Origin of the sequence: Maribacter sp. R86514, from assembly GCF_044597005.1 — a bacterium.
In the GTDB taxonomy this organism is placed as follows: domain Bacteria; phylum Bacteroidota; class Bacteroidia; order Flavobacteriales; family Flavobacteriaceae; genus Maribacter.
In genome coordinates, this window is the sequence record NZ_CP138999.1 from 524213 (window position 1) to 548818 (window position 24606).

Annotated in this window: 21 protein-coding genes and 1 tRNA gene; 20 read left to right on the forward strand and 2 right to left on the reverse strand. The window is 34.9% G+C overall.

Annotated features, from left to right (window positions below; genetic code table 11):
- The first annotated feature begins 46 nt into the window (after positions 1–46).
- Both SJY30_RS02115 and hpf read left to right on the forward strand, forming a co-directional pair.
- The gene (locus tag SJY30_RS02115; protein ID WP_396633971.1) at positions 47–445 is read left to right on the forward strand and encodes a VOC family protein; all 399 of its coding nucleotides are present in this window, start codon (positions 47–49) and stop codon (positions 443–445) included.
- 104 nt (positions 446–549) lie between these two features.
- Positions 550–852, forward strand: a complete 303-nt coding sequence (hpf, locus tag SJY30_RS02120; RefSeq protein WP_396633972.1) for a ribosome hibernation-promoting factor, HPF/YfiA family — start codon at positions 550–552, stop codon at positions 850–852.
- Between the two features lie 172 nt (positions 853–1024).
- Here hpf and SJY30_RS02125 read toward each other — a convergent pair whose 3' ends face one another.
- A complete protein-coding gene (locus SJY30_RS02125) occupies positions 1025–1477 on the reverse strand; it encodes a PA2169 family four-helix-bundle protein (RefSeq protein WP_396633973.1) in 453 nt (150 codons plus the stop codon).
- 237 nt (positions 1478–1714) lie between these two features.
- Between SJY30_RS02125 and SJY30_RS02130 the strand changes: the two genes are divergently transcribed.
- The 7 genes from SJY30_RS02130 to SJY30_RS02160 all read left to right on the forward strand — a co-directional run bounded on the left by SJY30_RS02130 (position 1715) and on the right by SJY30_RS02160 (position 10629).
- On the forward strand, positions 1715–1858 hold the full coding sequence (locus SJY30_RS02130) for a hypothetical protein (protein ID WP_157486566.1): 144 nt from the start codon (positions 1715–1717) through the stop codon (positions 1856–1858).
- A 155-nt stretch (positions 1859–2013) separates the two neighbouring features.
- Positions 2014–3240, forward strand: coding sequence for a TolB family protein (locus SJY30_RS02135; RefSeq protein ID WP_396633974.1), 1227 nt, complete (start codon positions 2014–2016; stop codon positions 3238–3240).
- Between the two features lie 65 nt (positions 3241–3305).
- Entirely contained in the window at positions 3306–5093 is a 1788-nt protein-coding gene (locus SJY30_RS02140; RefSeq protein ID WP_396633975.1) for a PorP/SprF family type IX secretion system membrane protein, read from the forward strand.
- A gap of 677 nt (positions 5094–5770) precedes the next feature.
- Positions 5771–6412, forward strand: coding sequence for a response regulator (locus tag SJY30_RS02145; protein WP_396633976.1), 642 nt, complete (start codon positions 5771–5773; stop codon positions 6410–6412).
- A 234-nt stretch (positions 6413–6646) separates the two neighbouring features.
- Positions 6647–8134, forward strand: coding sequence for a xylulokinase (locus tag SJY30_RS02150; RefSeq protein WP_396633977.1), 1488 nt, complete (start codon positions 6647–6649; stop codon positions 8132–8134).
- A gap of 10 nt (positions 8135–8144) precedes the next feature.
- Entirely contained in the window at positions 8145–9461 is a 1317-nt protein-coding gene (gene xylA, locus SJY30_RS02155) for a xylose isomerase (protein WP_396633978.1), read from the forward strand.
- A 151-nt stretch (positions 9462–9612) separates the two neighbouring features.
- Positions 9613–10629 carry a LacI family DNA-binding transcriptional regulator gene (locus tag SJY30_RS02160; protein WP_396633979.1) on the forward strand — a complete coding sequence of 339 codons (1017 nt, stop codon included), beginning with the start codon at positions 9613–9615 and terminating at the stop codon, positions 10627–10629.
- Position 10630: 1 nt separating this feature from the next.
- Here the strand turns inward: SJY30_RS02160 and SJY30_RS02165 are convergent, their stop codons facing one another.
- Positions 10631–12004 (reverse strand): Gfo/Idh/MocA family protein, encoded by a 1374-nt coding sequence (locus SJY30_RS02165; protein WP_396633980.1) that lies wholly within the window; start codon positions 12002–12004, stop codon positions 10631–10633.
- 143 nt (positions 12005–12147) lie between these two features.
- Between SJY30_RS02165 and SJY30_RS02170 the strand changes: the two genes are divergently transcribed.
- From SJY30_RS02170 to cls, 11 genes are all read left to right on the forward strand, one after another.
- Positions 12148–13527, forward strand: coding sequence for a sialate O-acetylesterase (locus SJY30_RS02170; RefSeq protein ID WP_396633981.1), 1380 nt, complete (start codon positions 12148–12150; stop codon positions 13525–13527).
- Positions 13528–13658: 131 nt separating this feature from the next.
- Positions 13659–15380 carry a GMC family oxidoreductase gene (locus tag SJY30_RS02175; RefSeq protein ID WP_396633982.1) on the forward strand — a complete coding sequence of 574 codons (1722 nt, stop codon included), beginning with the start codon at positions 13659–13661 and terminating at the stop codon, positions 15378–15380.
- Positions 15381–15383: 3 nt separating this feature from the next.
- A complete protein-coding gene (locus SJY30_RS02180) occupies positions 15384–16106 on the forward strand; it encodes a gluconate 2-dehydrogenase subunit 3 family protein (protein ID WP_396633983.1) in 723 nt (240 codons plus the stop codon).
- A 7-nt stretch (positions 16107–16113) separates the two neighbouring features.
- Positions 16114–16938 (forward strand): sugar phosphate isomerase/epimerase family protein, encoded by an 825-nt coding sequence (locus SJY30_RS02185; RefSeq protein ID WP_396633984.1) that lies wholly within the window; start codon positions 16114–16116, stop codon positions 16936–16938.
- A gap of 341 nt (positions 16939–17279) precedes the next feature.
- Complete coding sequence (locus SJY30_RS02190) at positions 17280–18620, forward strand: hypothetical protein (RefSeq protein ID WP_396633985.1); 1341 nt, start codon at positions 17280–17282, stop codon at positions 18618–18620.
- A 42-nt stretch (positions 18621–18662) separates the two neighbouring features.
- A complete protein-coding gene (locus tag SJY30_RS02195; protein ID WP_396633986.1) occupies positions 18663–19394 on the forward strand; it encodes a M15 family metallopeptidase in 732 nt (243 codons plus the stop codon).
- 16 nt (positions 19395–19410) lie between these two features.
- Positions 19411–20322: an alpha/beta hydrolase gene (locus SJY30_RS02200; RefSeq protein ID WP_396633987.1), complete on the forward strand. Its 912-nt coding sequence runs from the start codon at positions 19411–19413 to the stop codon at positions 20320–20322.
- 173 nt (positions 20323–20495) lie between these two features.
- A tRNA-Pro gene (locus SJY30_RS02205) sits at positions 20496–20569 on the forward strand.
- A 405-nt stretch (positions 20570–20974) separates the two neighbouring features.
- Positions 20975–22129 carry a glycoside hydrolase family 5 protein gene (locus SJY30_RS02210; protein WP_396633988.1) on the forward strand — a complete coding sequence of 385 codons (1155 nt, stop codon included), beginning with the start codon at positions 20975–20977 and terminating at the stop codon, positions 22127–22129.
- Positions 22130–22795: 666 nt separating this feature from the next.
- Positions 22796–22981 (forward strand): hypothetical protein, encoded by a 186-nt coding sequence (locus SJY30_RS02215; protein WP_396633989.1) that lies wholly within the window; start codon positions 22796–22798, stop codon positions 22979–22981.
- Positions 22982–23193: 212 nt separating this feature from the next.
- Positions 23194–24603: a cardiolipin synthase gene (gene cls / locus SJY30_RS02220; RefSeq protein WP_396633990.1), complete on the forward strand. Its 1410-nt coding sequence runs from the start codon at positions 23194–23196 to the stop codon at positions 24601–24603.
- Positions 24604–24606: the final 3 nt, after the last annotated feature.

Consider the following 24606-nt stretch of genomic DNA (forward strand, 5'->3'; position numbering starts at 1 on the left):
CAAGGTAAACTTGTGGTTTTGGGTAATTTGTATAAAAATAATAATCATGAAAACACAAGCATATTTAGCCTTCAACGGCAATTGTCAAGAAGCATTGAATTTCTACGGAAATCTATTCGATGCAGATATTAAAAATAAACAAACATACGAGGATAAGAAAATAGATGTACCGTCATCTTTTCGCCAAAAATTACAACACGCAGAATTAAAAGGCAAGGGTGTGCATTTTATGGCATACGATGCTGCACCAGATACGCCATTGAATAATGGAAACCAGATTAATATGAGTGTTGATACCAATAGCTTGGATGAGGGTAAACAGTTATTTGAAGACTTGTCTAGTGGCGGTCAGATACATCACGAGTTTAGAGAACGAGAATGGGGACATTTTGGTAGATGTACGGATCGGTTTGGAATAGGGTGGATGGTAAACGTAGATAAGTAGACCACACGTTATTAAGTAATTGAGATTTTAGAATTAAGAATATTAAAATATCGGGGCAAAACTCCTTGGAGTTAAGCCTCGATTTTTAGATTAAAATAAAAGATATGGATATTATATATGAATATGACGGCGTAACCGCTAGTCAAAGATTAGAAAGTTTTGCAGAAGAGAAGTTGACCAAACTTCATACAAAATTCAATGACATTATTAGGGCAGATGTTTTTCTTAAACAAGAAAATACATCATCTGATGAAACTGGCATGATTTGTAATATACGTTTAAGTGTACCAGGACCAAGAATTTTCGCTGAAGCCAGTAATGAGAACTTTGAAGAATCGGTTATAGAATCAGTAAGTGAATTAGAAAGACAACTGAAGAAGAGAAAAGATAAAATGAAAACATATTAATACGCTATTATGAAAAAAGCATTAATACTTTATTTTGGTAAAAAATTTTATAAAAATTGGTTAAAAAAGAAATGTGCCGAACAATCTAATAGAGTTAAGAAATAACAAGTTTTAATGGCAACAAAAAAGCCCTTGCAATTTGCAAGGGCTTTTTTAATTGATTAAAGATTTACTATCTGTAATCTTCCAATACTTCAGTAGTTTCCAAAGCATTTTGTAATTGTTCTTTTTGTGCTCTAATGATTTCCTTTAATCTATGTGGCATCATAACCTCTGTTAGTGCATTGTCATAATCGTTTATAGCCGCTTTATCGCCTCTAATGGCTTCTTCTAGCATGGCTTCATCATTATCTTCTGCAAAAAATGCTTTAATGTCCATCCAAGTTCTATGTAATGTTCCTGCTGCACTTCCTTCAATCTGTACACTACCTAATTCTAACTCTGGTACCGATGCTCTTAGTTCTTTTAAAAATTGCATACGATCTATAATCTTTTTTTCGAAATAACTTTTGATTCCTACATCCTTTGAATTCTCCGATGCCTTTTCAAATCCTTTGATTGCATCTTCGTTTTTACTGATTAAATCTTTTAAATGTTCTTCGATTTTTTTTATATCGGTGTTCATATATTAAATTTTACTAGACCCCATGGTCTATGGTTAAACAAATTTTCTTTTACTAAGTTACGTGTATATAACCGTTATACTTAGCTATAAAAAATATCGCTTTTGCTCTATACAATAAACAGCCAAATACCGTAAACATTGGGGTTGTTTAGTGTATTGGTATATCATTTTTAGGGATTGAGTTAAGCTGAAAAGGCATCTGCTATTAATTTGGTCGAGAACAATAAAAAAAAGATTATGGGATTATCACCACTATTTGGAGTAGCAAAATTATTAGTAAGAAGTAGAAAATTGAAAATGGCAGCGGTAGGCTTACAATTGGCATATTTAGGTTATACCTACATTTCAGATAAAAGAAAAAATAAACAGGTTAGAAAATAAGCTAATAATTTTCGTAAATATCTGATTATTAAATAATTAAATGGATTTTTTGATTTAATTGTTTAGTAAATTTTTAAAAACCTATGAATTTTTATTAATAACCGATTGAATGAGTTATAAGACCTTTGGAGTATTAATCCCCAAAATCTAGTAACATGAACAATTCAATTAAAATTAGCCTTTTGTTTGCTTGTATGGCAACCATGGGTTACGGCCAAGATTTGGCCTACAATGACAACAGTACGAGTTTTCAACAGAGAAAGGTTGAGCAAGTCACAAACCGTACAGAAAATTATAATAAACTTAAGAATCTTGGTTTTTCTGATGTAGAGATTTTCGAAGATTTAGGTAATGCTAATTTCCTGACCAAGAAATATGCAAATGCATTATACTGGTATGGTAGATTAATGGAAATCTCTGAAGATGGTACTTTAAAAAGAAGTTATCAGAAAAGATTTGACCATGCCGTATCTCAGTTAGGTAAAGAAGTTCAGAATGAGTTAGCAGATGAAAACTGGACAGAGTTAGTTAAAGACGATTACAAAATGACACGAAACGTTGTGCCATCTCGTCTTACCTCTAATAATAGAAGTAATTTTTTACCTTGGGACAATCAAGGCACTACCAAAGAGTATGCTTCTAACAGGGCAGTTCCTGTAAAGACTACTGGTGAATATGCCCCACCGGTAGCATTGACAAATGGAGGTAACACAGCCTACTACAGTAAAACCACATACCGAAAACCTACAACCGGTATGTTCTCAAAAAAGAAAGAAATACACAAAATTTACAAAGCCGATAAAGTTAATGGTGAGTGGAAAAAAATCACCGAAGTTGCGGTATGCCCGGGTGATTATTCGGCAAAGCATCCGGCGATATCACCAGATGGTACTCGTTTGTTCTTCGCGTCTAATATGCCAGGTACTTTTGGCGAGTATGATATTTATGTAGCGACTATTCAAAAAAACGGCATGTTAGGTCAAGCTAAAAACTTGGGTTCAAAAGTAAATACAGCAAAGAATGATGTTCTTCCAAATCCTGTTTCTAATGGTAGTCTGGTTTTTGCATCAGACGGTAGGGATGGTTACGGTGGTTTAGATGTCTTCATGGTAGAAGTAGGGCAACGTAGTGTTGGTCTTGCCGTAAACATGGGTAATACTATAAACAGTTCTTACGATGAATATTCGGTAAATCTTTTACAAAGCGATGGTTCTGGCTATGTAGTATCTAATAGAATAGCACAAGGTAAGTACACCCAAAATGTAGCTTTCAATTTAAGTGATAAGCCTATAAATGATAAGTATAGGGATGATCGCTTCTTAGAAGCCTTTAACTCAGATAGACGAACGCAATATTCAAGTTCTGTTTTCGAAGATGAATAACCACCCATTATTCATTTCCCCCAATTCATTTCCCCAATTCAAATCTAATCACAAAATCAATCGTTATGGAAAGTCCTTATAAAATCAATAGTTTTCTTATTGCTTTATTCTTATTGGCTCTTGTCCAAACAGTAAAAGGTCAAGAAACCAATGCAAATTTAGGATCAAGCAGTACGTACCACAACCAATTATTCTTCAACAGGTTTTTTATAAACCCAACGTTCTCTTTGGTACGTGAGAACAAATCATATTTAAACATTCTACATAGAAATCAATATGCAACCTTCGATGATAATAGCCAAAACTATTTTCTAGGGTTCAGCAACAAGTTAAATGACCATACCGCAGTAGGTATTGGTGTTTACAGTCAGTGGTCTGGCGTTGTGCAAGAATTCGGATTCAATGCCAACTACGCATCATCTGTGCGTTTAGGAGAGAAATCTGTCTTGACCTTCGGTACCAATGTCACCTATTTTAATCAAGGTTTAGATAAAAATAGAATTGTAGTAAGTGAAGACGATCCACAATTGGCAGATGCACGTAAAGAAAGTAAAATTGCCATACAACCGGGTATGAACTTGTCTTTAGGTAAGTTCGATTTTGGGTTCTATGCAGAAGACCTTTTTAAATACAACCAAACAACAAACGAATTTTTAACCGAATTGTCTACCAAGAGTGTAAAGGCATCGGTACAATATACACACTCATTTGAACACTCAAGAGGACTATTTGAAAATGCCCGACTAATGCCAATGGGGCAAGTAGGTCAGAATTATGATGGTAGTCTGTATTACTTTGGTTCTTTATTACTAGACATGCCAAACTACGGGTGGTTGCAAACTACGATAGATGAAGAGTATGGTGTAGCGGCAGGTGTTGGTTTTAACCTTAGTGAGAAAATGTCTTTAGGGTATTTAATGGAGAAAGACTTATCGAATGAAGATGCCAATTTAGGTTGGAATCATGAAATTACTTTAGCCTATAAATTCAAAGATGATGATTTGGCTATCTCGGTCGCCGATAATTCATCAGACAATCAAATAGATAATATAGTACGTAATTATGAAGAGCAGATAGCTCATTTAATTGAAGAACGTGATAATGCCAGAAAATCTGGTCGTAAGAGACAAGAAGCAACTTCTAACTTATCTGCTCCAGTTTCAGAAAGCAGCTTGGCCTATGAGAACAAAATTATTTTAGATGAGTTGATCTTACGTCAAGATTCTATTGAAAATGAAAGAATTGCGGCATTTGAAGAACGATTCGAGTTAATTGTTAGAATGTTACGTAATGATATTGATACGACTATAAAGAGCTCTTTACAAGATTTTAGCGCAGAAGAAAACACATCTTATGCTTCTAATAATTTAAATGACGATGCCATCGATTTTGTTACAGAACCTGCAAATGCATTCGCGGCAGAAACACCGAAAGCTTCATCTGTGGTATCGAATACTACATCAACTTCATCTAGAAGAGCGAATTTTAAAGAATTTCCATCCACAAGAGATAATTTTAAAGAGTTACCGGTAAAGATGTTGGTAGATGCTAATGTAATAGATATGAATTCTGGTTACTATGTAATTGCAAATGTATACAGCCAAACAAAGTATATGAATGCTTTCATGAAAGAATTACGTGAAAAAGGATTAGATCCTAAACAATTTTACAATAAAGAAAACGGCTTGTATTATGTGTATTTGGCAGACTACGATTACAAAAACGATGCGCAAATGGCTGCAAGCACAAATTTAAATGGAAAATACAATCAAGAGAAATGGATCATGCAAGTAAGCGAAACAACAGCTACGGCATCTAATACTTTTGAAGATGATGATATAAGCATAGAGTAATTTATTAAAAATCTATAAGCCTTTACGGTTATATGGTTGATTTGAATTGTTAATAAAAGGAGGGGTGTTGTCCGGGGGGATAACTGGGGCCCCTCCTTTATTTTATTTTTATTTTAAGAGGTTATTTTTCGGTTAAACTAAGGGTTAACAATCGATGAATGACCGTTTTGTATTGTTAAATGGTGCATTTGAACGAAAATTCTGATGTTTTCAACGGGTATATTATTTTAATATATATCTTTCGATCACCAAAAGATTCAAACCCAATTGTATAACCCCAAATCCCCCCAACCATGAAAGAATTTATCCTACTAAATTCCGGTTTCAAAACACATTTTTTTCTTCACAAGATTTCTATCATTTTAGAACTCCGAAATCTCAATGATTCAAAGTTTGGCAAACGCCTCGGTTTAATGAATTAACTCATTGACGATTATTCGTTTATGACTTAATATTTTAATTGAACAATAGCGACAAGCGGTCTATTTTTGACTGTTCTTCTAGGCGACCTTTGTCGATTTTTAATGTAAAAATGAACTTGTAGCATACACTATTGGTTTATAAAACATAGCTATTGTTTGGTTATTCAAACCTTTTAATAGGTTCTTGAGATTACTCAAAACTAACGTTGGTTATTGTTCTTATTTTGAACGATAGCTTCAAAAACTATGGAAATCATGAAAAATTCAAATATTAGAATAATTGTATTAGAAAAAGATATCACATTACATTCTGTTTATAAAAATCATTTCGAAGATATTGATGGTTATGAAGTGGTAGGCAGTTATACATCTGCCAAAAATGCTATTAAAGATTACAAGTTTACCAAACCCCATATTGTTCTATCGGAAATTGAATTGGAAGATATGAATGGGGTAGATGCCATTAAGCTTTTCAAGAAAAAAGACTGGGAAGTAAAAATCATCATGTTCAGTGAAATCAATGATTTTGACATTATTAAAAATGCATTCAAGAAAGGAGCAAACGGTTATTTGACAAAACCATTGACTTTAGATAAATTAGAACATGCTTTACGTAGCATAGAAACTGAAGGTGCCGCTATGAGCAATGATATCGTTAAGAAAATCATTAGCAATTTTCATAGAAAGACATTTGCGTTTTTCTCGGAAAGAGAAAATCAGATTGTAGACTTTCTATGTCAAGGAGCAACTTATAAAATGATTGCGCAAAAGTTATTTGTAACGCCCAGTGCGGTTAATTTTCACATTCAGAATATTTATTTGAAGCTAGATGTAAATTCAAAATCTGAAGCACTTTCAAAGTTAGAGCAGCTTCAAAATCAATTAGAACAGTATTAAAGTTCGAATTGCTACCCATTGATTTCTAGCCTAGTACGAAAACCTTTTCGAAAATAAATTGATTTTTAGAATAGGTTCAAGTATCTGAAATTCAGTTTATTATGAATTGTATTTAAAATCATTATATTTTTAATAATTTGATCGACGATACTTTTTCGTAGTACAAATATCGAATGGTCGGTATAGTACCTATTTTTGGTTTAACTTATTACAGCAAACCAATTTATAGTATTTATGTACCATTTAGGATTAGATATCGGAAGTTCATCTATTAAGATTGCTTTGGTAAATGCTTCAACGGGAAAAAGTGTTGGAGTAGTTACAGAGCCAGAGACAGAAATGTCTATGGAAGCTGTAAAAAATGGCTGGGCGGAACAAAGTCCAGAAGATTGGTGGCGCTACGTTTGTAGCGGTATCGAGAAATTATGTGTACAAGAAAATATTAGCAAATCTGATATATCTGGTATCGGAATATCATATCAAATGCACGGTCTAGTGCTTATTGATAAAGAAGGAAATGCCCTAAGAAAATCTATAATTTGGTGTGATAGTAGGGCAGTAGGCATTGGTCAAACAGCCTATGAAGAAATAGGTGCAGAAACTTGCGATACACATCTTCTAAATTCCCCTTCAAACTTTACAGCTTCTAAATTAAAATGGGTCAAAGAAAATGAACCTGAAATCTACGCGCAGATTTATAAGATGATGCTTCCTGGAGATTACATCGCCTATAAATTATCTGGTGTGGTAAATACAACCGTATCTGGTTTATCAGAAGGTATTTTTTGGGATTTTAAAAAGGATGAAATTGCTGATTTGGTATTAGATGAGTATGGTTTGGATAAGGAAATGATTCCTGATATCGTAGATACTTTTTCAGTACAATCTAAAGTAAATGAAAAAGGGGCAAAAGAAAGTGGATTATCAACGGGTACACCCATATTATATAGAGCAGGCGATCAGCCAAATAACGCATTGACATTAAATGTTTTTAATCCTGGAGAAGTTGCTGCTACTGGTGGTACATCGGGTGTCGTATATGCCGTGACAGATAATCTTTCAGTAAAAGAAAGCTCTCGTGTAAACAACTTTGCACACGTAAATTATTCACCTGGTAAACCAGCCAGAATTGGTAAACTACTTTGTATTAATGGAGCGGGTATTCAATACAGATGGTTATTGAATAATCTTAACGTTGCATCTTATGAAGAGATGAATGCATTGGCAAATGAAGTGCCAATTGGCTCAGATGGTGTAACTATGATTCCGTTTGGTAATGGTGCTGAAAGAATGTTGAAAAGCAAAGATGTTGGTACAAGAATTCTCAACCTAAATTTAAATAATCACGGTAAAGGTCATTTGTGTCGTTCTGCATTAGAAGGCATTGCTTTTTCATTTGTCTACGGTATGGAAATCATGGAGTCAGACGGTATAAAAGTGAATGTTATGCGTGCCGGTAACGACAATCTTTTTCGTTCAGAAATTTTTTCGAATACTGTGGCAACCTTAATTGGGTATGATATTGAAATTTATGATACTACAGGGGCAATTGGTGCGGCAAGAGCTGCGAATCTCTATAAAGGTGATTTTGAAGCATTCGGTAAGGCAATTTTAGATAATGATTATGTAATGACTTTTAGTCCGAAGAAAGATAAATCGGCATACCAAGAAGCATATGCAACTTGGAAAAATGAATTGGAATTAATATTGAACAACTTATAAAATCAACATAATGGCAAACAAGGAATATTTTAAAGGAATAGACAAAATTAAATTTGAAGGAAAGGAATCTGACAATCCTTTAGCCTTTAAATACTATAATCCGGATCAAGTAGTGGCAGGTAAAACCATGCGTGATCACTTTAAGTTTTCAACGGCATACTGGCATACGTTCTGTGGTCAAGGTTCAGATCCATTTGGTCCAGGTACACAGAGTTTTGAATGGGATAAATCCTCTGATGCCATACAAGCAGCAAAAGATAAGGCAGATGCTGCTTTTGAATTCTTTGATAAAATAGGATTTGATTACTACTGTTTTCATGATTTCGATTTAATTCAAGAAGCACCAACTTTTGCAGAATCTGAAAAGAGGTTGGCAGCGATCACTGACTACTTAAAAGAAAAACAAAAAGAATCTGGTAAGAAATTACTTTGGGGTACGGCAAACTGTTTCTCAAACCCAAGATATATGAACGGTGCTGCTACCAATCCTGATTTTAATGTATTGGCAAGAGCAGGTGGTCAAATTAAATTGGCCTTAGATGCAACCATAGCCTTAGGTGGTGAGAATTATGTTTTCTGGGGCGGTAGAGAAGGTTATATGTCTTTGTTGAACACGGATTTGGGTCGCGAAGTCGATCACATGGGTCAATTCTTGACTATGGCAAGAGATTATGCCCGTAGCCAAGGGTTCAAAGGCAATTTCTTTATTGAGCCAAAACCTATGGAGCCAATGAAACATCAGTATGATTTTGATTGTGCCACCGCAATTGGGTTCTTGAAAGAATATGGTTTGGAGAACGATTTTAAAATGAATATTGAAGTAAATCATGCAACATTGGCACAGCATACTTTTCAGCATGAAATAGCAGTAGCGGCAAAAGCTGGTATGCTAGGTAGTATGGATGCGAACCGTGGTGATTATCAAAATGGATGGGATACCGATCAGTTCCCAAATAACATTCAAGAAACGACAGAAGCCATGTTGGTATTCTTAGCAGCTGGTGGATTGCAAGGTGGCGGAGTAAACTTCGACGCCAAGATAAGAAGAAACAGTACGGATTTGGAAGACGTTTTCCACGCACATATTGGTGGTGCTGATACTTTTGCAAGAGCTTTGATCACTGCAGATAAAATTATTGAATCGTCTTCATATAACAAGTTACGTGAAAACAGATACAGTTCTTTTGATTCTGGTAAAGGAAAAGATTTTGAAACCGGTAAGTTAAATATGAAAGATCTTTACAATATTGCCAAAGAAAATGGTGAGTTGGAATTGCAGAGTGGTAAGCAAGAGTTGTTTGAGAACATCATTAATCAATACATATAATTATTTTATCCCTTTAGGTATCGTAGCTTTTTGGGTATTGGAGTTTATCTAAAAGGAATCAAAATGTCCCTAGGTTTTTACCTCAGGGACATTTTGCTTTTTCTACATAATTTAAATGTCAATTTAAATCTGTTATTTTGCAGTATAAATTATGAAAAAAGTAACCTTAAAGGATATTGCCGGGCATTTTGGCGTTTCTATCTCTACCGTTTCAAAAGCGATAAATGATAGTCATGAGATTAGCAATGACCTAAAGGTAAAAATTCAGGCATACGCAAAAGAAAAGCATTATAAGCCTAATAGGTTGGCACTTAATCTATTGAACAAAAGCACAAAGACCATTGGTGTTGTTGTGCCCAATATTTTAAATTACTTTTTTGTTCAGGTGCTATATGGTATAGAGAAAGTGGCAAATGAAAGTGGCTATAATATTATAAGTTGCATTAGTAACGAGTCTAAAGCAAAAGAAACAAAGACGCTAGAATTTTTTGATGCCGGTACGGTAGATGGTGTTATTATGTCTCTAGCGGAAGAAAGCCAGAATGAAGACACGCATGAAGCACTAATAGATGTAATCAATAATGATATTCCTGTAGTGCTTTTTGATAGGGTTTCAGAAAATGTGCAGTGCGATAAAGTAGTTGTAGATGATCTTGAAGCAGGCTATAAAATTACTAAGTATTTAATAAATATTGGCTGTAAAAATATAGCGGTCGTTAACCCTATATCTAGTTCAAGCGTTGGTAAATTAAGATTGCTAGGGTATAAGAAAGCGTTAGAAGAATTAGATATTCCGTTTGATCCTAAGTTGGTTATTAATTTGACAGTTAAAGATGATTTAGATTTATTGATGTCATTTTTACTGAATTATAAAACCATAGATGGGATTATAGGTATAGATGAACTCATTGCTGTTCAAGTTTTAGAAGTGGTAAAGGCAAGAGGATATAACGTGCCAAATGATATTTCGATCATTGGTTTTACAAACGGACAGTTATCTAAATACGTAACTCCGTCACTTACAATGGTAAGTCAGCATGGTAAATATATAGGCGAGCAAACAGCTAAACTACTGATAAACAGAATTAAAAATCCTGGTTTGCCTTACGAGACTAAAGTTGTGAAGACGAGCTTGCTGGTAAGGGATTCCACCAAAAAATTACAATAATTTACACCGTGTCTGGGTGTGGGTGTTCCCATTGTCCACGATAGTCTCGTTGCAATAATGCAGTAGCTTCTGGGTCGTTTATTACCGTTCTACTTTGTGGGTCATACGCTAAAGGTCTTTTTAAATCCATCGATAAATTTGCCAAAATACAGCTAGCGGTAGAAATGTGTCCGTTTTCAATATCGGCAACGGGTTTTGTATTGTTCTTAATCGCATTTAAGAAATCTATCATATGCCTACGAGTTGCGGGTGCGGCATGTAATTCAATGTCTTTTTCAGATAAGTCTTCAGGGTATTTCTCTTTTTCATAAAGAACATCAAAACGAATAGATTCACTACCATCTACGGGTACAAATTCAGCCTTCATTACATCACCTTTTAGAACACCTTTTTCTCCATAGATTTTAAATGCCCAAGGATATTCCGGATCATCAGGGTTTCCCCATGTTCTATGTTGCCAATTACAGTTAAGTCCGTCATATTCAAACACTGCAGATTGTGTGTCAGAGATGTTAGATTTACCATCCTTCTGAACAAATATTCCACCTTCAGAGCTAATACGTTTGGGCCATCCTAAATCTAGCATCCAACGAACGGTATCTAGCATGTGCACACACATATCACCTGTAATTCCGTTTCCGTACTCACGAAATGTACGCCACCATCTTTTATGTGGTAGACCATCATAAGGTCTAATAGGTGCGGGACCTGTCCACATATCATAATCAAAGAAATCTGGTACTTCTTGCTCAGGCGGATTCCCATTTGCACGCATGTGATAATAGCAGCACATATCTACATGCCCTATCTTTCCAAGTAAACCCGTATCAATGATTTTCTTTTTAGCTTCTATTAAATGCGGTGTGCTTTTTCTTTGAGTACCCACCTGTACAACTCTGTTGAATTTTCTAGCGGCAGCGACTATAGCCTCACCTTCCATAACATCAACACTTATGGGTTTTTGAACATACACATGAGCTCCAGATTTAAGTGCTTCAATACACGTTAAGGCATGCCAATGATCAGGTGTGCCAATAAGAACAATATCTAATTGATTGCTTTTCAGCATAGCTCTATAATCAGAAAAAAGTTTTGGTTTTTTACCATTTTTTTGCCGCTCAGAAACTAAATGTGCCGCAGTATTTAATTGATTGGTGTCAACATCGCACAGCGCAATCACCTCTACATTCGCTACTTGAATAAGACGTAATAAATCTCCAGTGCCATACCAACCAGTGCCAATAAGTGCTACTTTTTTTTGCTTTTCGTTCGCGAAAAATTTGAATCCGAAGGCGGGTAAAGAAGTAAATAGTAAAGATGCCGAAGCAGCTTTAATAAAATTTCGACGTTTTAGTAATGTTGGCTGGTTAGGCATGACAAGTTGAGTTTAAGTAGATTACAAACAAGACGAATAATGTAGTTAATATAGCGAATACTTTAAAAACAGCATTGATTGATTGTGAATTTGTTAACGTGTGTCTTATTTAAGTATATTTAAATCAAAATCTTAATGACTACATGAATTTGCGCTATACCTTGATGTTGCTGTGCTTGGTGATGACAACTTTTGCCAAAGCTGAAATTACACTTCCTAAAATATTCTCTAATGAAATGGTATTGCAACGCGAAACCGATGTGTTCTTGTATGGTTGGGCAGATCCTAATGAAGAATTTACGATTTATACAAGTTGGAACAATAAGATTGTTGACGTCAAAACTGGCAATGATGCAAAATGGAAGATTACAGTAAAAACACCTGAAGCAGGCGGGCCATTTCAAATAATCTTTAAAGGGAAAAGCAATGAAATTACTTTGAAAGATGTTTTAATAGGTGAGGTGTGGCTTTGTTCTGGACAAAGTAATATGGAATGGAGTGCAAACAGTAAAATTGCAAATAGAGATTTTGAAGTCGATCATGCCAATTACCCCAATATCCGATTGTTCACGGTTGCCAAGAGAACCGCTAAATATCCTCAAGAAGATGTAGCGGGAACTTGGGTAGCTTGTTCACCTGAAACCATGCAAGACTTTAGTGCGGTCGCCTATTTCTTTGCGAGAAAAGTTCAAAAAGAATTAAATATTCCCATAGGATTAATAGATAACGCATGGGGCGCATCAAGCGCTGAGGTATGGACACCAGACAATGTTTTCAAAGCACACCCAGAATTGGTTGAAGCACATAAAAAGGTCGAGACAAATAAATGGGTAACTGTTGAGAAATCTACATTATATAATGGAATGACGGCACCTTTAACCAAGTTTAAAATAGCGGGCGTTCTTTGGTATCAAGGGGAAGCCAATACAGCAAACGCAGAAAGCTACCATGAACTTTTTAGTAAAATGATTACATCTTGGCGAGCAGAATGGAATGACGATTTTCCGTTTTATTACGTGCAAATTGCGCCATTTAAGTATGACCAAGAGTTTGCGGGTGGTATGGTACGCGACCAGCAACGAAGAACTTTAGCATTGAAAAATATAGGAATGGCGATGACTAGTGATATTTGTACCACAGAAGATATTCATCCATTGAACAAGCAAGATGTAGGCTTACGATTGGCGAATATCGCATTGAAAAATCACTACGGATTATTACAAGATCAAGAAGTTTATGGTCCGCTTTACAAATCATTTGAATTAGACGGTAATCAGTTAAAAGTGAGCTTCAGCAACGCGGACGGATTATATAATAAAGGAAAGAAAATAACATTTTTTGAAGTTTCAAATGCAGCCGGAGAATGGTTTCCTGCAAAGGCAAAATTGAAAAACGAAGAAGTAATATTAAGCTCAAAAGAAGTGAAAAATCCGACAGGTGTAAGATATGCTTTTAAAAGTACCGACATAGGAACTTTGTTCAATGCTGCTGGATTGCCTGCTTCAACCTTTGTTAGTGAATAACCAAATTGCTAAAAAATGGACTATGGTGCTTAAAAAATATCCGTCCGTCCAGTAACGCATGTTATTCAGCTAAAAACAAGGCTCTTATTTTAATAAAGAATTAAATTGTAATCATCAACTAATCTCAAATTATGCAAATAAAAGAATCCTCAGAAATCTTTGATGTAATCATCGTAGGTTCAGGAGCTGGTGGTGGTATGGCTACCAAACAATTGGCAGATGCAGGCTTAAACGTAGCAGTTGTAGAGGCCGGTCCGTTTTTTGACCCTGCCGACCCAAAAACCATGACCCAACTAAAACAACCATATGATTCGCCAAGAAGAGGAGCAGGAACAACCCGTGCCTTTGGTGAATGGGATATGTCTTGGGGAGATTGGGAAGTAGAAGGAGAGCCATATACGCATGCAGAAGGCACTGAATTTAAGTGGTGGCGAGCAAGAATGCTTGGAGGACGAACAAATCACTGGGGGCGTATTTCGTTACGTTTCGGACCAAAAGACTTTAAAGGAAAATCGCGTGATGGTCATGGAGATGACTGGCCAATAGGATACGAAGATGTAAAACCATATTACGATAAATTAGACAAGTTAATTGGTGTTTTTGGCACCAATGAAGGTAGAGAAAACGATCCTGACGGATTCTTTCTTCCTCCCCCGAAACCAAGATTACACGAACTGTTTTATATCAATGGCGCAAAGAAGTCGAACATACCGGTAATTCCCGGGAGACTTTCAATGTTGACCAAAAGAATTAACGAAGATCGTGGGGTTTGCTTTTATTGCGGGCAATGTAGCAGATCATGTCAGATATATGCTGATTTCTCAGCAGGTAGTTGTTTGATCTTTCCCGCTCAAAAGAGTGGAGGTCAAGTAAAACTATTTGTGAATTCAATGGTACGTGAGGTTCTTACCAACGAAGAAGGTAAGGCTACAGGTGTATCGTACATTAACAAAGAAGATAGAAAAGAATATACACTAAGAGGTAAAGTGGTCGTGCTGGCTGCATCTGCATGTAGTTCTGCACGTATACTTTTAAACTCTAAAAGTAAGCAACACCCTAACGGATTAGGAAATAGTAGCAACCTTGTTGGTAGGTATTTACATGATTCAACAGGATCAAGTGCATCGGGCGTAATACCTGGGTTAATGAACAGAAAAACTTCATATAATGAAGATGGTGTAGGTGGTATGCACGTGTACTCACCATGGTGGGGAGATAATTCTAAATTAAATTTCCCCAGAGGATATCACATAGAAGTTTGGGGTGGTATGGGTCAGCCAAACTACGGTTTTGGTTGGGACCCGAATGCCATGAACCAATACTTCGGATTAAAATCTGGAGGATATGGAGATAGCTTACGTGATGATGTAAAGAAATACTACGGTTCTGTAATAGGATTTGGTGGTCGTGGCGAAGCGATTGCTTATAAGGACAATTACTGTGAAATTGACCCTACGACCGTAGATCAATTTGGTATTCCTGTTTTGAATTTTAACTATAAACATTCAGAATACGAGGTAAATCAGGCGAAGCACATGCAAGATACCTTTGAAGAGATTATTCATAATATGGGTGGTCATTATTTAGGTGAAAAACCAGGTAAGGATAAAGATTACGGATTAAACAAACCAGGTGAGATTATTCACGAGGTTGGTACTACTAGAATGGGAGATGATCCTAAAACATCGGTTACCAATAAGTTTCAACAGTTACATGATGCGGACAATGTATTTATAGTAGATGCAGGGGTTTTTGTTTCTCAAGCGGATAAGAACTGTACTTGGACGATTATGGCGCTTTCTTGGAGAGCATCAGATTATATCATTGAACAATTAAAGGCACAAAATATTTAAATGATGGATAGAAGAAAGAGTTTACAAACTTTAATACTCGGTGGTGCTGCGGCAACATCTGGGCTAGTCTTCAATTCATGTAAGACTGAAAATGGCGAATCTGTAGATCAAGATATAGTAGCTAGTAGTGAAAAGTATTTTGGCAGAACACCGGCAGAATTAGAACGTATAGAAAAGTTAAATGCAGAGCAATTGTTCAACGAGCATGAGATGGAAACTATTGCAGCTTTAAGTGTAGTGATATTACCTCCAAAAGAGCCACATGGTGGTCCTATAGAGGCTGAAGTGCCAGCGCTAGTAGAATTTATGGGTAAAGATATTCCAGAAATGGCTCCTATACTATTAGGAGGCTTAATGTGGTTGGATCATAAGAGCAATACTGAATTTGGTACTGAATTTAAGTCGGCTACCTTAGAGCAGAAAAAACAGATTTGCGATGAAATTTGCTGGCATGATACAGAGAAACCTTTAAGCGAGCAACCATTAGAAATTCAATTTTTCTATACCATGCGTGGTTTAACCGTTACAGGTTACTATACTTCTAAAGTTGGTATTGCGGATTTAGGTTATAAGGGAAATTCACCAAACGTTTGGGATGGTGTGCCGCAAGATGTATTAGACCAACACGGTGTTGCTTATGACCCAGAATGGATAGCCAAGTGCGTAGACCAAAGTCAGCGTAATGTTAAGGCAGAGTGGGATGACGAAGGAAATTTACTTACGTAATTGATAAATGATGATAAAAAAAATAATGATTGCCACTATCCTTTTGGGTAGTGGTTTTTTAGCGCAAGCCCAAGAGGTAGGTTTACAGTTATATAGCCTTAGAAATCAATTTAAAATTGATGTTTCTAATACCCTAGGATTGATTAATGAGTGGGGAATAACCAAAATTGAAGGTGGCGAAACCTATGATATGCCATTGGAAGATTTTAAAGCTTTAATAGATGAAAGTGATCTAGAGGTAGTGAGTGTAGGTGCTGGGTTCGATGACTTGGAGAATGATGTAGACAAGGTCATAGAAAATGCCAAAGATTTTGGAGCTAAATATGTAATGTGTGCATGGGTACCTCATGATGATAACAAATGGGATCTAGAAGAAACCAAACATGCCACGGAAGTCTTCAATAAAGCTGGCAAGATTTTAAAACAGAACGGACTCGTATTGGCGTATCACCCGCATGGGTATGAATTTAGACCTTATAAAAATGGAACATTGTTTGACTATATGGCACAGAATGCTAAAGACTTTACTTTTGAACTAGATGTATTCTGGGCGCAACATGGTGGTGCAGATCCGTTGGCGTTAATGAAGAAATATCCTAAGAAAATTACGCTGTTACATTTAAAGGATATGGAAAAAGGTATTGAAGGTAATAATACCGGTCATGAAGAAGATGATACCAATGTTGTCTTGGGAACAGGACAAATAGATATTGCAGGCATAGTTGCAGAGGCTAAAAAATTAGGTATTGAATACATGTTTATAGAAGATGAATCTAAAAATGTGGTGACCCAAGTTCCAAAGAGCCTGACGTATTTAAAAACCTTGAAGTAAACCAACTACCAACTTGAATGCAAAACCTTCTATTTTTAATTGAATAGGAGGTTTTTTTATTTATCTATTTTTTAGAAAAACATACTAAAAAAACAATAGCAAGTAGTAGAAAGAATAAGTAGAATTCACATTTTTAATAATTCTAATATAGTTATTTAGGTTAGCTCTGTTTTGTTATTTCTTCAAAAGATTATAATATAATTATTGAAGTAAGAATCTTGTGGTTACAATAGTTATCATGCATACTACGTTATTCTTTATCAATGAATCCATTTGGGTATTTTTAATCCTTCGAAAAATCATAATGGATTAATATTAAATAAAAAATCAATATTTCAAAGATGAAAATAATTAAATATATATCGATTCTATTAATATTGATTTTTACAAATTGTGACAAAATTGAAGAGACAAATCAAATAAGTCCTGAATTAGAGTTGTCAAATGAAATAACATATTTTACCTATAAGCCTAATTCTTATATTGAAACTTCGGAATCAGACAATTGGTTGGTTATTCACAATCAAAATGGGAAGTTATTAGATTATCAAGCTTATGAAAAAGACGATATTTTAGTGTTTACCGCTCTTGATACTACTCTTATTGCAACTGAGAGTTTAGTAATAACTTCACTTACATTATCTCAGAATAATAATTCGACTATTAACAGATTACAAACTTATACCGATATTCCTATCGGTATGGACTGGAGTTTTGCAACCCATTCTGATTTTGAATTTAATAGTGCAATGGATAACTTGAAAAGTGATTATAATAACAAAAAGCTAGAAATTAATAGTTCTAAAAGTAAACCCTATTCAATTACCGTAACGAATATTCCTGGTGTAAAGAAATATAATATTTATGGCGAACAACGTGTGGTGACCGCAAATTACAATCCAATTGACTCAGATGAAATAATCCTCGAAAATATTGAACTTACCCCCAACAATAATTATTTATATTATATTGGAGATAATGAAGGAAGTCAGAAATATATTTTTTTCGAAGTTGATGAAACAACTGATCAATTAGTTTTAGACTATAATGATTATCAGAATTTCACAAGTACTTTGGAAACACAATTGCCTGAGAATTCATACTTGTTTAGTGTATCTAGAGGTTTCGAAACTAAGAGTGAATTTGGCAATAAATTTGAAATGGTAGTTGAGCTTGATTTTAATTCACCTGAAATGTCCCGAATTGGTTATATTCCAGGTTTTGACTATTATACAACTTCTTTTCATCTTACCATGAATAGCGGATATGCTTATCGATATTATGAAAAAAGTCAACTGCCTTTAGAGCAAATTAGAATTTTGGAAAAACCTACTTTCTCGGTGAAAAACCAAACTGTTTATGACTTTAGTTTTGATACAGATATAAGTTTTATTAGGTCAGGAAGTAATTGGAAATATGAAGAAAATTTTCAAGATGGAAGTTATGTCTACACCGATTGGACGGTAAACACTACAAATAAAAAAATGCATACAGTAGGTAAACTACCAGAAGAAATTATTGAAAAATATTCAAATCTTTTTTTAGATAAAATAAATTTATATTCCATTTCCCTTGAAATTCAAGGAAGAACTTACCAAAGTTTATTAGGTAATATTTTAGATTCTTCTAATGATCAACCAGATATTTTAGAAACAATCGTCCTTTTTCCTCCAGATAATTAATAGTTAAAAATCTGTATCTTGAAACCTAAATAAAATTAGAACATGTTTAAGATTAGATTTTTAGGAGTATTGATATTGTCAATTTTGATGTTTTGTGTTGGGTGTAAAGAAGAAACAAAAGATACAAGTACAACTGCCAATACAAAGAAAATTTTAGAAACTGTAATAGATTCCATAATAGAACCTAAAGTAGAGAAACCTGTATTTAAAAGCTTAGAAGGGGTTTCAGATACTACATTCGTGCGATTAGCAGACTATAGCGATGGCTTTGCGTATGACTTAAGATATGCTACAGATAATAATTTTTTGAAAGAGCAGGTATACGATTGTGGTGAATGCTATACCAGGGCAAAAACGGTAAAGGCTTTGCTAAAAGCCAATGAAGAATTTAAAAAGCACGGAGTAAAAATAAAGTTCTATGATTGCTACAGACCTAATTCTGTACAATATAAAATGTGGAAAATAGTACCTAATCCGCAGTACGTAGCAAACCCAGTTAAAGGTTCTATTCATAATAAGGGAGGAGCAGTAGATATTACTTTGGTTACACTAGATGGTGATGAAGTGAAAATGCCGTCAGATTTTGATTTTTTTGGTAAACGCGCATATCATGATAATTTTGACTTACCTCAAGAAATTTTAGATAACAGAAAGTTACTCAAGGAAACCATGGAAAAACATGGGTTTTGGTCTACCAGAACAGAGTGGTGGCACTATAATTTACAAGGAGCATCGCATGACCCTATAGCCAACTTTAAATGGGATTGCGAATAACCTTAGTGGACTACGTATGAAAAACACACTATTGTTGTTAATGCTGATTATAATGGGTAATGCCGCTGCGCAAGATACCATTATGCAATTATGGCCAAAAGATAAAATTCCTAACCAGATAAAGAGCTTAGAAAAAGAAGTACATGAGCAAAAGGAAATTTTACGAATTAGCAAAGTTCAAGTCCCTACTATTGAGGTGTATTTACCATCAAAACGAGATGCAACAGGAGAAGCAGTTTTAATTTTTCCTGGTGGCGGATATGGAATTTTAGCCTATGATTGGGAAGGTACAGATATTGCAAAATTTTTAAACAGCAATGGTATTGCTGGGATAGTGGTAAAATATCGTTTACCGTCAGATGTATCACAGATCGACAAAAAGTACGTGCCACTTATAGATGCTCAAAGAGCGGTAAAGCTTGTTCGTGCTAACGCAGAACAATTTAATGTAGACTCTGATAAGATTGGAATAATTGGGTTTTCAGCTGGCGGACATTTAGCATCTACCTTAGGAACACATTTTAATGAAAAGGTTTATGAGTCAATTGATGGTATAGATGAAGAAAGTGCACGACCAGATTTTATGGCGTTAGGGTATCCAGTAATATCATTTGGCGAAGTGACACACCAGGGTTCAAAGAATAATTTAATAGGCGAGAACCCTATGATTGATATGGTAGAGTATTTTTCGAATGAAAAACAAGTTACCGAACAAACACCACCAACTTTTTTACTCCATGCCACAGATGATACCGTAGTACCCGTAGAAAATAGCTTGTTATTCTATAAAGCGGTAAAGGATAAAGGTATTTCTGCAACGATGCATATTTACCCAAAAGGCGGTCACGGATTCGGATTAGGTTTACATGATGAGCATTTAAAAGATTGGGGTGAGCGTATGATAGACTGGATCGTTTCTTTGAGATAGTATTTCAATTTTTTGTAAAAGATAGATTCTAATCTATAGAACTTCTCTATTTTTGCAATCGGAATTTTCTGGATGTAGCCCTTCGACTCCGCTCAAGACGAACTGCACTACAGTGAATCTTAGGCAGTTGAAAAACTAGATAAAATCAGGGAGATTTTCTTCCATTGAATTTTCGGGATGTAGCGCAGTCCGGTAGCGCACTCGGCTGGGGGTCGAGTGGTCGCAGGTTCAAATCCTGTCATCCCGACAAAGCGATAAAGTGAACCATGTGAATGGTTCACTTTTTTGGTTACAAAAGTGTCAAAAACATAGTTTTTGTAAGCGATTGGAATCAAAAAAGTGAGAAGGCGATAGCCTTCACTTTGTCATTTGCAACGAGGGTTTATAAGGATTATCTAAATCCTCTTTTGTTCTGCCTATGTAAGCGATTGGAATCAAAAAAGTAAGAAGGCGATAGCCTTCATTTTGTTATTTGCACCGAGGGTTTATTAGTGTTATCTAAATCACGCTTTAATCAAGAAAACCTTAATAAAGTACGTATTTGTCTTAAATAGCATTTCATTTCTTAATTGCTTATATTTCATTAATTTAAAAACAAGTCACAAGTGTGCAATAATCACACACGATTTGTTCTTTGGATAAGAAGCCACAAATGAAAAATTTTTTCTCGTTTTTAATTCTTTTCAGTATTACTATTTTCATAGGATGCTCAAGTTCAGAAAATCAAGTAAATAATAGTTCGACAGAAGGTGCCGACGGTATTGAAACCCCTGAAAACGATGGTATGCCTAGTGAAGTCATTAATGGTGATATGCGAGATATATCGCCCAAAGAATTTGTGCTGGACATGGGCTCTGGTTGGAATTTGGGTAATACTCTTGACACTGAAGATATAGATGTAACCGCATGGGGAAATCCTATAACCACAAAGGCAATGATTGATGCAGTTGCTGAAAAAGGATTTAAAACCTTACGATTACCTGTTACTTGGCGGTTTCATACAGGCGATGCGCCAGATTATATATTAGAATCGGATTGGTTAGATAGGGTAGAAAACATAGCAAATTTTGCTTTAAGTAATGACATGTATGTCATCATCAATATTCATCATGATGATGAGTGGATTGTACCTACATATGAAAATGCACCAGCTGTAAAAGAACGATTAACAAAAACATGGACACAGATAGCCAACAGGTTTAAACCTTATGGAGACTATGTAATATTTGAAACGTTAAATGAGCCACGCCACGAAGGGTCTCCTGAAGAATGGGAAGGTGGTACTGCCGAAGGTCGAGATGTTGTAAATCAATATCACCAAGTAGGTGTTGATGCAATCCGTGCTACGAGAGGCAACAATGCAATTAGAAAAATTATGGTTTCTACTTATGCCGCAGGCACTGGTGACAATGTCTTAGAAGATTATCTAGTTCCTAATAATGATGAAAATATAATTGTATCTATTCATAGTTATTCCCCTTATTTATTCTCTTTAGCGGGTACTGATTTAACTTGGGGTTCAGACGCTGATAAGGAGCAGTTAACACAAGAATTTAATACCATTCAAGATAAGTTCGAGACCGAAGATAGGGCAGTAGTAATGGGGGAATGGGGCTCTACATTTGCAAATAACGTGGCAGATCGTTTAGCACATGCAGAATATTATGCTGAGTTATGCGCTGAGCGCGGTATTTGTCCTATTTGGTGGGACAATGGTAATGCCGATGAATTTGGTCTTTTCAATAGGAACACATTAGAATGGGTTTACCCAGAAATTGCAGAAGCTATAGTCAACGCTACGAGGTAATTTTTAGATTAATTAGCAATCACATGATAATAGAAATAACTATAATATTTCCGCAAAAGTATAGCCCATTAATTTATCACATACCTTAAAATCTTTAGATAGAGTTTTCTAGTTTAACAAGCACGTTGCTTAGTCTAACTATAACTAAGATTTTTAAGGTATTCTTGTATAATAATCAGATCTCTGTACGGGTTTGCTAACAGGTAGGGTTACGAGTTTTCGTTTAAAACGGATATGGTTCAGAACCATTACTGTTTGTATTAGTAGTTTCATTAGAGCTTTCTTTTAAAATTTAATTTCATTACTTCATATTCTTTTAGCTATTAATTTACCAAATCATATAAATGTATTATCAAATTAATTCAGTTACAGTATAATGTTTTTGGGTAGAAGAGTTGAAAAATTATAAACAAAGCCATCTTTATCTAAAGTTGATTGAACTTATAAAACCTGTAGGATTTTAGTTTCACTTGAAGTAATAAATTAGTAAAAATGTTGGATCAATGTAAATTTAATGTTAATTTTGTGTAAATTAAATTACACTGTGGTGGTATGGTTGTAACGATAAAAACCATAAACTAGCTAGCTTTGTGTTGTATATTACAGGGCGGACTACAATTTTATAACTAAGTTTTTAAATTAAACACTATATAAATTAAGTAAGGAATGAAAGCAGAGATTAAACAAGTTACCAAATCAGCTAAAAAAGTAGAAAGCCTAAAAAGCGAATTAAAGAAAGCAAAAAAGAAAAATGCTAAGAAAAGTGAAATCAAAAAAGTAAAAAGCAAGTTGAGCACTTCGGTCAAAAGGCTTGAAAACAAAAAAGCAAAACTTAGAAAGGCTTTAAAATAGTTTAGAAAAGACCGAGATGAAAATCTCGGTTTTTTTATGCTCTGTTTTTAATTCTCTACATTGTTAGATATGGAAAACCCGTCTAAATTTGCGCATAATGCTGGTCACGTTATAGGGATCCTAATATTTATCATGTTTTTATAACCTAATCATACTTAAATTGTAGTTTAAACAAATTAGACAATTGAAAAAAATTTGTTAAAAAGCATTAGATGTGGACTTCAATTTTTATTGGTATTTATGTATTACTAGCATTGTCTATAGTATTGTCGATTTTGTTATATGGGGCAAAACCAACCAAAAGTTTGGCTTGGCTTTTAACCATTTTTGCACTGCCTGTGGGTGGTATTTTTCTTTATTTATTATTAGGTCGAAATAGAAGAAGGTACAAACTTATTCAGAATCAAAAAGACTTGTTCAAAAGATTACCTAAGCCAAATGCCGAACAGAAAAATGTATTTGATGGTAAGTATGGTAAATTGATGACACTTAGTTATAAGAATTCTCATTTTCCACCAACTTCAGGTAATGATCTGAAAATTCTGAAAAACGGCAAAACAACCTTTGAAACAATATTTGAGGCATTAGAAGGAGCAAAAGTCAGAATACATATTCAATATTACATTTTTGAAGACGGGGACTTAGCTACTAGATTACTAAAACTATTTGAGGAAAAAATTGCTCATGGAGTCGTTGTTAGGTTAATTTATGATGGTATCGGTAGTTTTTCTTTAAGCAAGAAATATCTAAAGAAACTTATAGAAATTGGTGTAGAAGTATATTCTTTTCTACCATTCAAGTTTGGGAGGTATTTTTATTCCTTAAATTTTAGAAACCACCGAAAAATCATCGTTGTAGATGGCAAAGTTGCTTTTACAGGTGGTATTAATGTTTCTGATAAATATTTAAAAGGTCAAGTAGGTCTAGGTAAATGGCACGATATGCATTTAAGGCTTAAAGGTGCTTCAGCCACACAACTAGATCAAGTTTTTATGACAGATTGGTACTTGGTAAGTACACAATTATTAGAACCTATAAAACTTCCGTTTCCTGCTGAACCAGATGCCAATACTAATGAATTGGTACAAATTGTTGCCGGTGGACCAGATGATGATTTTCCGGTGTTAGAGCAAATTTATTTTTCTATGATAAATATGGCCAAGAACTATATTTATATTACCAACCCATATATTATACCAGGGCAGGCATTGGTAAGGGCATTGCAAACTGCAGCATTGAGTGGGGTAGATGTTAGGTTGCTAGTTTCTGAAAAGGCAGATAACCAGGTGGTAAGTTGGTCTGTACATTCTTATTTTGAGCTGTTTTTAAAAGCAGGTATTAAGATATATCTTTTCCCTGACGGCTTTCTACATAGTAAAATTATGGTGAGCGACGACGCCATATCTTCCATAGGTACAGCAAATTTAGATGACCGAAGCTTTGAGCAAAATTATGAGGTAAATGCAATTATGTATCATGAAAAAATGGCTAAGCTCTTAAAAGAAGACTTTTTAAATGATTGTAAAATAAGCAATGAGCTATTTTATGATGAATATATTAAAAGGTCTTGGGGCAAAAAGCTTAAAGAAGGTGTTGGCAAAGTACTGAGTCCGTTGTTCTAGATT

What these genes read in the sequence shown, in the direction of transcription:
- SJY30_RS02210 (WP_396633988.1), top strand. Translation starts at nt 20,975, where the DNA reads ATGAAAAATTTTTTCTCGTTTTTAATTCTTTTCAGTATTACTATTTTC.
- hpf (WP_396633972.1), top strand. Translation starts at nt 550, where the DNA reads ATGGATATTATATATGAATATGACGGCGTAACCGCTAGTCAAAGATTA.
- SJY30_RS02190 (WP_396633985.1), top strand. Translation starts at nt 17,280, where the DNA reads ATGAAAATAATTAAATATATATCGATTCTATTAATATTGATTTTTACA.
- SJY30_RS02145 (WP_396633976.1), top strand. Translation starts at nt 5,771, where the DNA reads ATGAAAAATTCAAATATTAGAATAATTGTATTAGAAAAAGATATCACA.
- SJY30_RS02215 (WP_396633989.1), top strand. Translation starts at nt 22,796, where the DNA reads ATGAAAGCAGAGATTAAACAAGTTACCAAATCAGCTAAAAAAGTAGAA.
- SJY30_RS02125 (WP_396633973.1), bottom strand. Translation starts at nt 1,477, where the DNA reads ATGAACACCGATATAAAAAAAATCGAAGAACATTTAAAAGATTTAATC.
- SJY30_RS02165 (WP_396633980.1), bottom strand. Translation starts at nt 12,004, where the DNA reads ATGCCTAACCAGCCAACATTACTAAAACGTCGAAATTTTATTAAAGCT.
- SJY30_RS02140 (WP_396633975.1), top strand. Translation starts at nt 3,306, where the DNA reads ATGGAAAGTCCTTATAAAATCAATAGTTTTCTTATTGCTTTATTCTTA.
- SJY30_RS02170 (WP_396633981.1), top strand. Translation starts at nt 12,148, where the DNA reads ATGAATTTGCGCTATACCTTGATGTTGCTGTGCTTGGTGATGACAACT.
- SJY30_RS02150 (WP_396633977.1), top strand. Translation starts at nt 6,647, where the DNA reads ATGTACCATTTAGGATTAGATATCGGAAGTTCATCTATTAAGATTGCT.
- xylA (WP_396633978.1), top strand. Translation starts at nt 8,145, where the DNA reads ATGGCAAACAAGGAATATTTTAAAGGAATAGACAAAATTAAATTTGAA.
- SJY30_RS02195 (WP_396633986.1), top strand. Translation starts at nt 18,663, where the DNA reads ATGTTTAAGATTAGATTTTTAGGAGTATTGATATTGTCAATTTTGATG.
- SJY30_RS02180 (WP_396633983.1), top strand. Translation starts at nt 15,384, where the DNA reads ATGGATAGAAGAAAGAGTTTACAAACTTTAATACTCGGTGGTGCTGCG.
- SJY30_RS02175 (WP_396633982.1), top strand. Translation starts at nt 13,659, where the DNA reads ATGCAAATAAAAGAATCCTCAGAAATCTTTGATGTAATCATCGTAGGT.
- SJY30_RS02185 (WP_396633984.1), top strand. Translation starts at nt 16,114, where the DNA reads ATGATGATAAAAAAAATAATGATTGCCACTATCCTTTTGGGTAGTGGT.
- SJY30_RS02135 (WP_396633974.1), top strand. Translation starts at nt 2,014, where the DNA reads ATGAACAATTCAATTAAAATTAGCCTTTTGTTTGCTTGTATGGCAACC.
- cls (WP_396633990.1), top strand. Translation starts at nt 23,194, where the DNA reads ATGTGGACTTCAATTTTTATTGGTATTTATGTATTACTAGCATTGTCT.
- SJY30_RS02130 (WP_157486566.1), top strand. Translation starts at nt 1,715, where the DNA reads ATGGGATTATCACCACTATTTGGAGTAGCAAAATTATTAGTAAGAAGT.
- SJY30_RS02200 (WP_396633987.1), top strand. Translation starts at nt 19,411, where the DNA reads ATGAAAAACACACTATTGTTGTTAATGCTGATTATAATGGGTAATGCC.
- SJY30_RS02115 (WP_396633971.1), top strand. Translation starts at nt 47, where the DNA reads ATGAAAACACAAGCATATTTAGCCTTCAACGGCAATTGTCAAGAAGCA.
- SJY30_RS02160 (WP_396633979.1), top strand. Translation starts at nt 9,613, where the DNA reads ATGAAAAAAGTAACCTTAAAGGATATTGCCGGGCATTTTGGCGTTTCT.